The organism is Prevotella sp. LMAG:51 (assembly GCF_008680225.1).
Taxonomy (GTDB): domain Bacteria; phylum Bacteroidota; class Bacteroidia; order Bacteroidales; family Bacteroidaceae; genus Prevotella; species Prevotella pectinovora.
On the sequence record NZ_NALQ01000022.1, the window covers coordinates 58,087 to 70,347 of the forward strand.

Consider the following 12,261-nt stretch of genomic DNA (forward strand, 5'->3'; position numbering starts at 1 on the left):
AATGAGAAGAATAGCCACTCTATTGATATCTGCCGCTGCCGCCCCGTTGCTTGCAGCTCCGACAACAGTTCAGACAGATTACGTACCCACATGGTATGAACAATTCGCAAAGCCTACCGACAGTGCTTTGCCTTGGACATTCTGGTATTGGATGTATGGCAACGTCAGCGACGAGGGTATACGCCTCGACCTGCAGGCGATGAAAGAGGCAAGTATCAAGGGCTTCTATCTGATGCCCATAAAATCGGCTGCCGACGGCAAAGGACTCGGCGGCGACTCAGAACAGCTTTCACCGGAATGGTGGAAGCGTATGGACACCGTATTCCACACTGCCGACAGCCTCAACCTGGAGATGGGAATACACATCTGTGATGGTTTCGCCCTTGCCGGCGGACCATGGATAAAGCCTGAGGAGTCGATGCAGAGGGTGGTATGGAGCGACACCATCATCAATGGTGGAGGCATAAGGAACCTTGTTATGCCTCGTCCGCAGAAGATCAGCAACGGCTACTACGAGGACATTGCCCTCCTTGCCTACCCTGCCACATACTGCGACGACAACAAACCTAAAGCATCGGTGGAATTTCCTTTCAAGTCATCTAAACCTTGCGACATAGTGATGGAATACGACAAGCCTTTCACACTGCGTAGCGTGGAGATTGTGACGGGTGGAAACAACTACCAGGCTCACCGATTCAAGGTGTATGCCTCTGACAACGGTACTGACTATAAGTTCGTCAGAGAGATATCTCCTGCCCGACAGGGATGGCAGAACACTGATGCCCTCGCCACCTATGCAATACCGGCTACTACGGCACGCTACTTCAAGTTCTGCTGGACTCCGGAAGGCAGCAATCCCGGCAGCGAGGATATGGATGCCGCCAAATGGAAACCGAACCTGAAGATCGGTGGTTTGAACCTCGGTTCGGAACCTGTCATCGACGGTTACGAAGGGAAGTCGGGAGCAGTATGGAGGGTTTCAAAGTATTTCCCTGTAGACGACAAGGAATGTGTAGACCCATCGAAGGTCATTGACTTGACACCAAGACTCAGGCGCCCGTCAACCACTGACGCACCGCTGGCTTTCTCGCTGCCTAAAGGCAAATGGCACCTCGTACGCATAGGCCACACGTCAACAGGTCATACCAACGCCACTGGCGGAGGGGGCAGAGGACTGGAATGCGACAAGTTTTCGGCAGCCGCCGTTGACAAGCAGTTCGACAACTGGTTTGCCGCCATCTACCGCCATGCTCCCATCGACGTGGCAAGGAAAGTGCTTACCAGACTGCATGTAGACAGTTGGGAAGCCGGTTCACAGAACTGGAGCAGCAATTTCATGGATGAATTCAAAAAGCGTCGCGGCTATGACCTCAAGCCATGGCTGCTTCTCTATGCCGGTGTGCCGCTGAAGTCATCTGAAGAGTCTGAAAAGGTGTTGAGAGACATCCGCCTCACTATCGGTGATCTGGTCAACGACGTGTTCTTCTCTGAAGTAAGACGCCTTGCCGACGAATACGGTGTGAAGCTCTCCACAGAGTGCGTGGCTCCCACGATGGTAAGCGACGGACTGCGCCATTATCAGTTTGCCGATTATCCTATGGGCGAGTTCTGGCTCAACAGTCCCACACACGACAAACCCAACGACATGCTCGATGCCGTGAGCGGAGCGCATATCTACGGCAAGAACGTCATACAGGCAGAAGGGTTCACAGAGGTGAGAGGCACATGGGACGAACATCCGGCAATGCTCAAGAGACTCCTCGACCACAACTATTGCATTGGCATAAACAGCATCGTGTTCCATGTGAACACCCACAACCCCTATACCGACAAGAAGCCTGGAATGACACTCGACGGCATAGGCACCTTCTTCCAGCGCGACAATACATGGTGGAGAGAAATGCCGGCATTCAGCAGTTATATATCCAAGACACAGGCTCTTCTGCAATACGGCCACCCCGTGAGCGACATCGCCATATATACCGGCGACGAGATGCCACGCCGCGCCATCCTGCCGGAACGACTCACAGAATCGTTGCCGGGACTCTTCAGTGAGACTACGCTGAAGGAAGAGGCTGCACGCAAGGCGAATATCGGACAGCCCCTTGAGGTGAGTCCGGTGGGAGTGACACACACCAGGAACATGACGAAAGCCGAACATTGGGTGAACACGCTGAACGGCTACCGCTACGACTCATTCAATCACGATGCCCTCGACGGCTGCCGCATTGAAAACGGCAAACTGGTGACAAGAGGCGGCACAGCATACAGTGTCATCGTAGTGCCACAGGCACGCCCCATGAACCCTGACCGCCACATAGACTGCTGGAACACCTTAGACTCAATAGCACGACTCGGTGTTCCCGTGATCAAAGATGTGTGGCGCGAGAGCGACCTCTCGTCGATAGGCATCAGCCGCGACGCATCGCTGCCAGAAGGGATAGACTTTACCCACCGCCATGCCGACGATGCTGACATCTATTTCTTGAGCAACCAGAGCGGCAAAGCGAAGAGCTTCATTCCGAAATTCCGCGACACACGACGCTATTGCTATATCATAGATGCCGAACACAACAGGACAATGAAGGTTGACGCCAACAGTGAGATAGCTCTCGCTGCCGACGACGCCCTCTTCTATGTGTTCACCGACAATGAGATTGACACAGATTATCTCTATCAGCCCAAACACGTCGGCGAGATGATGCCGATAGACAACAACGGATGGAAGGTGACGTTCGAAACCACAGGAAAGGTGGTGGAGATGAAGGAACTGAAAGACTGGACATCGTTTACCGACGACAACAGCATCAGATACTATTCCGGTCATGCTGCCTATGAAACGACTTTCAAGCGAAAGCATTCTCCTGCCAAGGACGAGAGCGTAGTGATAGACCTCGGCACAGTGGCAGACATCGCTACGGTATACGTCAACGGCAAGCAGTGCGGCACAGCATGGCGTCCGCCATACACCGTAGACATAACGCAGGCTGTGAAGAAGGGCAAGAACTCGCTGAAAATAGTCGTGGTGAACACATGGGCAAATGCCCTACAAGGCAACGACGAGGGAAAGGCGCCTTTCACAGGAATATGGACCAACGGCAAATACCGCCGCGCAAGCAAGGACCTGTTACCGTCGGGACTTACATCTCCGATAATGATCAGCAAGTAGACGAGTTGACGAGTTGACAAGAACATTAGAAACAAACAAATACATGAAGAAGATATTAATATTAGGCGCCATCATCGCTGCCGCATCAACAGCGAGCGCTAAGGTTACACTGCCAAGGATATTCTCCAACGGTATGGTGATGCAACAACAGACGGAAGCCAACCTCTGGGGAACTGCCAAGGCAAACGCCACGGTGAAGATCACGGCATCGTGGAACAAAAAGACAATAACGACAAAGACGGACAATGACGGGAAATGGAAAGTCAGCATCACTACACCGTCTGCCGGCGGTCCCTACTCCATCACATTCAACGATGGCGAAAAGACTGTTGTCAACGACATACTCATGGGCGAACTGTGGATATGTTCCGGACAAAGCAATATGGAGATGCCGATGAAGGGATTCAAGAACCAGCCCGTGGAGAATGCCGTGGAGGACATACTCCATAGCAGCGACAAAGAGATGCGTCTCTTCACCGTGAAGCGTACGAGCAAATTCGACCCGCAAGAGGATGTTGTAGGGTCATGGCAGGAGGCATCGCCAATGGCAGTACGCGATTTCAGTGCCACGGCATATCATTTCGGACGCGAACTAAGACGGATGCTCAACGTTCCCGTAGGCCTCATCGTCACCTCATGGGGCGGTTCCTCATGCGAGGCATGGATGAGAAGAGACTGGCTGAAGGCTTTTCCACAGATAGAACTGCCGGAATCACAGGAAACGATAAAATCAAAAAACCGCACCGCTACGGTGCTCTACAACGGTATGCTCCATCCTCTCGCCGGCATCGCCATGCGTGGTGTGATATGGTATCAGGGCGAAGAGAACGTGAGCCGCTCCAGCTACTATGCCGACCTCTTCTCCCGCATGATACAAGGATGGAGAGAAGAATGGCAGAGGGGTGACTTCCCGTTCTATTTCTGTCAGATAGCGCCTTACGACTATAGCCTCATCAACTGGCAGCAGTATAACAGTGCTTTCCTGCGCGAACAGCAGGCAAAGGCGGAACAGATGAACAAGAACGTGGGAATGGCGGTGCTTATGGATGCCGGACTGGAATATGGCATTCATCCTCGCAAGAAGCAGATTGCCGGAATGCGCCTCGCCCTGCTCGCCCTCGACAAGACTTACGGAATAAAGGGTATAACTTCTGAGAGCGCCTGCTATAAGAATGTGGAGTTCAAGGGCGACACTGCCGTGGTATCGTTCGACCGTGCCGGAATGTGGATATACGGCAAGAATGGTCTGAAGAGCGACCTCGTTGAGGTGGCTGGTGCTGACAGCGTGTTCCATCCTGCCAAGGCATGGATAGAACGCAGCAAGCTCTACGTGAAGAGCGACAAGGTGAAAAATCCCGTCAGCGTCCGCTATGCTTTCAAAGACTGGGCAGACGGCGACCTGTTCTGCGACGGACTGCCAATAAGTTCATTCAGAACGGATGACTGGAAGAAATAGGATGTTTTGAGTTGACGAGTAACAAGTTAACAAGTAACGAGTTGACAAGTTGACTATAGAATAAAAAAAACCAGCAGTAGGAAATACAATCCACTGCTGGCTTTTTTGTTATACCGGCAAACATGTTCTTGTTCACCATATTATTCGTTTGTCTGAATCATCATTACAGGTTTCTCCTATGGATGTTGTGGACAAACGAATTTGTTATTGCCGCGTTATCTCACAAACTTCTTTCCGTTCTGTATCGTGATACCCTTATAGCTCTTGCCCACTCTCTGACCAGCCAGGTTGTATGCCTTGCCATCAGCGTTTACAGTGGTCTTGTTGCCAGTAGTGATGTCTACGATACCATCAGCCTCTGTATAGAAGAAGCGGGTGACAGGCTGTTCCAATGAATTGACGCAGTCGTCGTTGAGATATGGCCAGTCTTCTGTTTCTGCATAGTCGCCGAAGGTGTATCTGTCGCTGAAATAGCTCATTGCCTTCTTCTTCATGTCAGGATTGTAGAAGAAGTTGAAGTCGAGCACATTGCAGGTATTCTCTCCCTCGAAGGTGAGCGCCATGAGAAGATTCTTGTCGCCGCTATAGTTGAGAGGCTGGTCGAAGGTGAGTTCCAGTTCTCCGTTTCCTCCGGCATAGTTGTATAGCTCTCCTTCATATTCATATCCAGCGATTGCCACTGTGGCATCCTCATATTCATAGAATTTGTATCTGCCTGCCTTGTCGTCATAGTCGAATGCATCGCTGTCGATTTCCTTCACCCATACCTTCACTGTACGAGGACAAGCGTCGTAAGCACTTTCGTTGTGGAAGACGAAGTTTACCTTCGTGATAGCCTTGCCAGCCATCTTTGCGAGCTGCTCCTTGGTGTAGATGATTTCAGATCCGGTATACTGGTGAGTGAAGTTCGTTGGAGCTGCCGCCCATGAGAATCCGTGTCCCTCATATACATCCTCCTCCGTTCCGTCTTTGAGCATCTTGTTGTATTTGCCGAGAGTCACACTGTTTTCCGGCTCTGGAGTCTTCGTCAGCGAGATGTTCTTGGTAGTAGTCTCACCTGGAGTGAAGGTGATATTGTCTTCTGTATAATCCTCACATTCTCCGTCGGTCACCGTGAGTGTGTATGTCTTCTCGCTCTTCACCACGCTTATGCTATAAGAACCGTCGGCGGTTGTCGTGGCGCTGTAGGTAACATACTTGTTGTCCTTTGCCGCAATTCTCACCACAGCTCCCTCCACAGGTTCGTCGTTGCATGTCACCTTGCCCTGCATAGTAGCCGGATTGTCTATCTTTATCATCGTGATGTCCTGCGTCTTCGGTTCGCCCGGTGTGAACGTCACGTCTGCGATGGTCTTGTCTTCGTAGCCTTCAGCCTTGGCGGTGAGGGTGTAGGTTTCCTCGCTCTTCACCACTGTCATGGTGTAGTTGCCGCTCTCGTCAGAGGTAGTAGAGTATTTGTTGTCGCCGCTTGTCAACGTGATGACAGCACCGGCAACAGGAGCGTTGTCGTCGTTAGACTTCACCTTGCCCGAGAGTTCTGAAGGCACGTCTTTCTTCGTCATCTCGATATTGAGAGATTTCTTCTCGTCTGAAGTGAATTTCACCGGTTCTGCTGCCGAATAGTCGTCGTAGCCTTCTGCTGTTGCCGTGAGGATATATTCCTTGTCGATGTCCTCAGCCGGGATGTTTATGGTGTAAGCGCCCTCAGCGTCTGATGTAGCCTCAAGAGAGGTCTCGCCGCTGGTCAGAACCACCTTGGCACCGGCAATTGCACTCTCGCCACACTTCACGCTGCCGCTCAGCTCGGCAGGTTTCACCACCGGCTTGCTTGCCTCCTGATATGTGAAACGGGTGAGAGGCTGGCTCAGCTTCGGGGCATGAGAGATTGTGGAACCTCCGCCGTTGGCATAAGGCCAGTCTTCCGATTCGTTGAAATCAGCAAAGGTCGTATTGTCGCTGCATGTCGACATCGCCAGATTCGGAGCATCGGTATTGAAATAGAACTCGATGTCGGTAGAGCTATCCGTCACGTCTTCGCCATCAAAGGTTATGGTCACGAGCAAGTTCTTCTCACCGCTGTAGGCAAACGGTGTGTTGAAGTTGATGGCAAGATCACCGTTCTCATTGTAGGCGTCAAGGAAATCCGTGTCGAAAGTGAAGTCCGTAGCCGCCTTGGTGGCATCAGAATATTCAAAGTAGCAATAGCTCTTCTTCGCCTCGTTATATACGAAGGCATTGTCGTCGATTTCCTTCACCCATACGTTGATTGTCCTTGGGTATGCCTGGAAAGCGGCAAGGTTGTAATACTTGAAGCTGATGCCCTTGATTTCCTTTCCCTTCATGCTTGCGAGCTGCTCTTTGGTATATATGATCTGCGCACCGGTGTGTTTCACCTGAAGCTGTGTCGGTGCAACCATCCACCAGCTGCCCTGGTATGTCTGGTTCTCATCCCAGTCGTATGCCGTAAGGTCGTCATAATTTCCCAGCGCCAACGTCTGGTCGTCAGCCTTTGCCCAGTTCACTCCCACTGCGAGGAGCAAGAGCGTGAGTATATAATTTATCTTTTTCATGTCATCGCCTTTTTAAAAATTGTCATGAGTGTTGTTTATCGAATCAGAAACGTAGTTCGCTATTGAGTAGGGAATCCTGTCTCTGACAATAAGAGAGGAGAACAGACGTCTTATCTGACTACCACTTTTCTGCCGTTGCAGATATACAGTCCGTTAGTAGGTCTGCTCACGCGCTGTCCGGCGAGGTTATACCACACGTCGTCCTTCACCTTTTCTGCAGCATCTGTCTTTACCTTGTCAATGCCGTCGGTCTCCGGATTGTAGATTTCAGATGTCCTTGCCGTGAGATCCACCTTCACGAGGTCTGTGAACGGACTTACGACAAAGGTGTAAGGCATTGATCCGTTTGGTGTGGAGAAATCGTCTGCCGAAGCATACAGGTCGTAGTATACCACCTTTGAGCTCGTGTATTTTGCCAATGATGTGATGCGGCAAGATGTCACGGAGTCGTTGGTAACTTCGTTTACAGAGCCTACTGCCTCGTTACCGCCAACCATTACATTCACCACGTCGCCGGCCTTCAAGTTCTGCTTCACCTGAATGCGGTCGAAATAGTCAGGTTTGCCATCCATCGCGGTGTTGTTTATCACGGTAAAGAAGAGGTCCTTTATACCGTTGTCGAACTCGAATGTCACTTCGGCAATTCCTGTTGCTCCGCCTTCCACTACGGCCTTCTGTGTCTTTATCTCCCTGCCGTTCTTGCCGTGGCTCTCCACACGGATTTCATCGCCGTCGGAGCAGTATGCGTCAATGACGACTTTGTATTTACCGTCGTCAGCGCGCAGGTCGAGATAAGGTGAGTAAATCAGTCCTGCCACCATGCTCGGAATGAAGTTAGGGAAAGCGTAGGCTCCCCATCCATACGAGAGTGCATATCCGTATGCCGAGAGGTCTACGAATTCCTCCTCGCCTCCCAATGGCTCATTGAAGCTTCCGCGTGTTATGCCGGAGAAATCTTCGTCGGCAATTGTCACCTCGCCATCGGCAGTCACCGGCTTACGGTCGTATACGAACACCGCATATCCGTCGGCATCCTTCACGGCGCCCCAGTTGGCAGTGAAAGCAGTAGATGTGATATCTGTCGCCAACTTGGTTTCCGGCTTCTGTAGCGTAATCTGGGCAGAAGCGGCGATTGCCGCCGCCGCCATGAATAATGTTGTGTAAAGTTTCTTCATAATCAGTCCTTTCCTTTATTTAGTGATTTATGTTTGTATGCGTTTTACTTCAGCAGTACCTTCTTCTGGAGCCGCTTTCCTCCTATTATATATATGCCTGCTTTCAGGCTGCCGTTCTTGATGTCGCCAATGCGTCCTGCCTTCTTTCCCGTGATGTCGTATACGGTATCGTCGCCGGTAGTATCTTCTGCCATGGCTATATCCTGTATAGCATCCGTTTCCTTTTCCTTTGTCATGAAGGTGAACGAGATATTACCGTCGTCGTCTTTCTCAATATTGTATACCGGTTTGCCCATCAGCTTCGAACCGTCGGCAAGTGCATTATACAGTTCCGCCGCCGGCTTGCTGGTGTCTGTCAGACTGTCCACCACCCCTCTTGGAGCATCCATCGGATAGGTATAGAAATAGGTGTCGTTCTGTATGCTTCTCACCCTGCTGAAGGGTGCCATACGCGGGTGGTCGTTGGTGAAATATCTGTCGTAGCCCTCGGCTGGGGTGAACTCTCCTTTTGAGTTTACGATATTGTTGTCGAAGAGATCCTTGTCGTAGTCCACATGGATGATGAGGAGTCCGTTCTCCGGTGTATACTTGTCCCATCCCATGCCCTTGTGGTTCTCCAGGAGATAATATTCGTCTTTGTGGTTGTCGTTGTAGATTACGTATGCCTTGCCGTCGGCCTCCTCCAGACTCGTCATGCCTTTTATAATGTCGCCGGCTTTGAGTTCTGTCAGTTCGAGCCAACCGGCATAGGCGCGCTCATAACTGGTCCATCCTGCCGGACACCATCCGATGCCCTGCGGTCCGTTATAGCTTCCGCCAGCCAGCAGATCCCAATCGCCCATGGTCGGTGTTGACCCATAGTTGGTGTCATACATGTCGGGCAGTCCCATGCAGTGTGAGAACTCATGGCAGAACACTCCGAGTCCCATAGGCACTGTGCCCGAATCGAGGTATAGCTCATTGCTGCATGCATACTGGTTGATAAACACTCCGTCGATGGAGAATCCGCCGTCGCCGTCGCTGTTCTGTAGAGCCTCATCCAGAGTCCAGGCGTTGGGCCATATCGTTCCCGTAGGTCCCCCCGTTGCCTGTCCGTATCCGGCATAGAGCACGAACACCTGTTCCACCTCGCCATCGTCGTCCCAGTCGTATTTCTTCCAGTCGATGTCGCATTTCTCGTCGGCTTTCTTAATCGCCTCGGTGATGAACTCGCCGATGTGGTCGGTGCCTCCCATGATGGGCGACGGACCACCATAATATGTAGCCGACTTGCTGACTTTCACCGGACCTACGATGTCGAACGTCAAATCAAACTCTCCGCGGCTCATGTCCTTGAAATAATCATGCACGCTGCCTGCCGCTCCATTCTGCGAATAGCCCTCCTGATTGAGCACTTCGTCATAGAATTTCACTATGGCATCGTCGCCTTTCGAAAAAGACTTGTCTGAAAATGCCGCAAGGATAACGAGTGCCTTCTTGCTGCCTTTGAACACACTTATGTCGTCTTTGCTCGGCAAGCGGTCCGGTCTGACACACCGCTTGGCGGCGCTTCTCTTTTTTGCCGCCATCTGGCGGGCTATGGGAGCAAGGTCGTGGATGGTATTCATCACCTGAAGCTCCTTTGCCGACCGTGCCGCTGACTCATGTGCGAGCACACCAGAGTTATGGAGCTTGCCGCTTTCTATGGTCAGATAGCAGTATCTGTTGTCGGCGGCTTCATAGAGGGGCACGTTGTCTTCGGTGATATAGTAGTGCAGGTGTTCATCGCCAGCCTGGCTCACCTTGATTGTGGTGCCGTCGCTCTGCGAAACTACCTTCCAGCTTTTCTTTGCAGGAATAGCGAATGTCATTGCCGCACATAAGGATAGTACGGCTGAAATAAGGATTCTTTTCATATAGATATATGTTGTTTTCTTTTATATATATTGTAAGTCGAAGGTTCGCCAATAGACTGTTATTGGCATTGCGGAAATAACCTTTTAACGATTACATACATAACAATTTTTTGCATATTCAACATGCAGACTATCATTACGTCTGCATATCCCAACTTTTAATGCACATTTATCACTAATTAACTGCAAATTTATAACGTTTTATAATACATACAAAATCTATTGGCAGTTTTTTTTCATTCAAAGACAAAAATACCGGAAAATAGGGATAGAAGTTCCAAAAGTATTGCCTTTCTACCCCATTTGTTTCAGATTCTTGAATTTGGAATGCAACGGCAGACAACGGCAATTTTGTCTCTACTAAGGTTGCGATGTAGGGATTGGAAAGATAAGAAGACAAGCAGAGGAGTAAAAAATAGACAATGCCCGTTGGCAGAATTAATTTAAGTTGGTCGACATAAGTAAAAGTTGCCCATATCGCTGATTCTTACCTCAAATCCGCAACTACGCGCCTAATATGATACAGAAGCGAAAATAATCTGCATCGTTAGTAAAAAGGGGGCACAGTGCATCGAATGTCACCATAAAGACATATAAATGCCCCTTACCCCACCATGCGACTTGAGGCAATACGCAAAATCACGACCATAAGTTGCCGGTGTTATCCAAAGTCATTCTGGAACACATCAGCATAAGCGTTGTTGCATGAATAGATATTCAGCACATACTGCCTTGATGTCCTGACCCATTTTGCTGGCACAGAGATGAACTTGAAGACAAACGCCTTGATGCGGCTTGTTGCTTTGAGTCCGAACCTCTTCACGTCAAGCCTCGCCATGATGAATTTATAGAAGTTGCGTATGAGTGCCGTAAGCAGAAGAAACACCGTGTTTTCTCCCATGAAGGATTTTGGAAGCCTGTTCCAGCCGAATCCGTTATTCATGTCATCGAAGATGCGTTCCTTCCCTCCACGGAGGTTATAGAATTCGACAATCTCTTTCTCGGAAGACTCGTAGTCATTTGTAAGGATGCAGCGGTAGGTGTATTCTCCTTCCCACAGGTCGAGTTCGCCGTCTATCCGCTTCTGTCTTTGAATCACAAGACGGTATGCCTTCCCTTTCCATTTCTCGATGAGAATGGAGGCCAGCTCAAACTCAATACCGCCCAATTCCACTTTCTTCCAACCTCTGAGGGCAAAGATGTCATTGTAGAGCGAACTGCATCGGTTGGCACGGATATAGAAGGTCTTGCAGTGTTTAGCAATCTCTTCCACTATCTCTTCAGAACACGAGCCGCAATCAGCTCTGAAACGGTTGATAATAAGCTTGTTCTGTTCAAACCTTTCAAAGAACCTCTTCAGCGTGTCCTTCTGGTGGAAACGGACATTTGTGTTGCCGTCGCTGTTCTCAATGCCGACAATCAAGTCGCCAATAACTGCCACGCCAGGGCGATAACCAAGGAACTTCTTGTATGTAGGCTTCGCATCATACTTCTCAGCCTCTATGAACTGGTGGTCGAAGTCAACGTCATACCCCTCGCCCTCTTTCAGCTGCCCTGTGGACAATAGGCAATTGAGGAGCAGTGTATTCAGCTTGTCTGCCGTGTTGAAGTCGTAGGTCTTGCCAGTGTCGGATGTGTAGGAAATGTTATCCTGGGTCAGTTCCTTTATGGCTCTGAGAATCGTGTCGGCACTGCATGTGCGAAGTGTCGGATGAAGCGAGAGGTGATACATCAGATGAGTGGTGACATCCTCGATGCATGAGCCGCCTCAGAAATAAACGCTCATAAGCGAACGGATGATTTCGCTGTATTGATAACCATACAGCCTGCATCTCATACCGAGGGTTGAGTCGATTACAGATGAGAGCTTGGAATCAAATTGCTCCATTATTGGAAAAATACCTCCAAAAGGAGAGAGTTTCTCAGATTTTATTGCTACCTTTGCCATGTCTGTCGGGTTTGATACATATTTTGATTTGCAACACTAAGATAGGTG

5 protein-coding genes and 1 pseudogene are annotated in these 12,261 nt (G+C 50.1%); 2 read left to right on the forward strand and 4 right to left on the reverse strand.

The window, feature by feature from the left end:
- The first annotated feature begins 1 nt into the window (after position 1).
- Positions 2-3,169, forward strand: coding sequence for a glycosyl hydrolase (locus CCC32_RS07880; protein ID WP_287073532.1), 3,168 nt, complete (start codon positions 2-4; stop codon positions 3,167-3,169).
- 43 nt (positions 3,170-3,212) lie between these two features.
- Positions 3,213-4,625, forward strand: coding sequence for a sialate O-acetylesterase (locus CCC32_RS07885; protein ID WP_287073534.1), 1,413 nt, complete (start codon positions 3,213-3,215; stop codon positions 4,623-4,625).
- Between the two features lie 215 nt (positions 4,626-4,840).
- Here the strand turns inward: CCC32_RS07885 and CCC32_RS07890 are convergent, their stop codons facing one another.
- The 4 genes and pseudogenes from CCC32_RS07890 to CCC32_RS07905 form a co-directional block, all read right to left on the reverse strand.
- Positions 4,841-7,195 (reverse strand): carboxypeptidase-like regulatory domain-containing protein, encoded by a 2,355-nt coding sequence (locus CCC32_RS07890; protein WP_287073537.1) that lies wholly within the window; start codon positions 7,193-7,195, stop codon positions 4,841-4,843.
- A 110-nt stretch (positions 7,196-7,305) separates the two neighbouring features.
- Entirely contained in the window at positions 7,306-8,370 is a 1,065-nt protein-coding gene (locus CCC32_RS07895) for a hypothetical protein (RefSeq protein WP_287073539.1), read from the reverse strand.
- A gap of 44 nt (positions 8,371-8,414) precedes the next feature.
- Positions 8,415-10,265, reverse strand: coding sequence for a M6 family metalloprotease domain-containing protein (locus tag CCC32_RS07900; RefSeq protein WP_287073541.1), 1,851 nt, complete (start codon positions 10,263-10,265; stop codon positions 8,415-8,417).
- A 661-nt stretch (positions 10,266-10,926) separates the two neighbouring features.
- Positions 10,927-12,213: pseudogene (locus CCC32_RS07905) on the reverse strand (IS1380-like element ISBf11 family transposase).
- Positions 12,214-12,261 lie beyond the last annotated feature (48 nt).

What these genes read in the sequence shown, in the direction of transcription:
- CCC32_RS07880 (WP_287073532.1), top strand. Translation starts at nt 2, where the DNA reads ATGAGAAGAATAGCCACTCTATTGATATCTGCCGCTGCCGCCCCGTTG.
- CCC32_RS07890 (WP_287073537.1), bottom strand. Translation starts at nt 7,195, where the DNA reads ATGAAAAAGATAAATTATATACTCACGCTCTTGCTCCTCGCAGTGGGA.
- CCC32_RS07885 (WP_287073534.1), top strand. Translation starts at nt 3,213, where the DNA reads ATGAAGAAGATATTAATATTAGGCGCCATCATCGCTGCCGCATCAACA.
- CCC32_RS07895 (WP_287073539.1), bottom strand. Translation starts at nt 8,370, where the DNA reads ATGAAGAAACTTTACACAACATTATTCATGGCGGCGGCGGCAATCGCC.
- CCC32_RS07900 (WP_287073541.1), bottom strand. Translation starts at nt 10,265, where the DNA reads ATGAAAAGAATCCTTATTTCAGCCGTACTATCCTTATGTGCGGCAATG.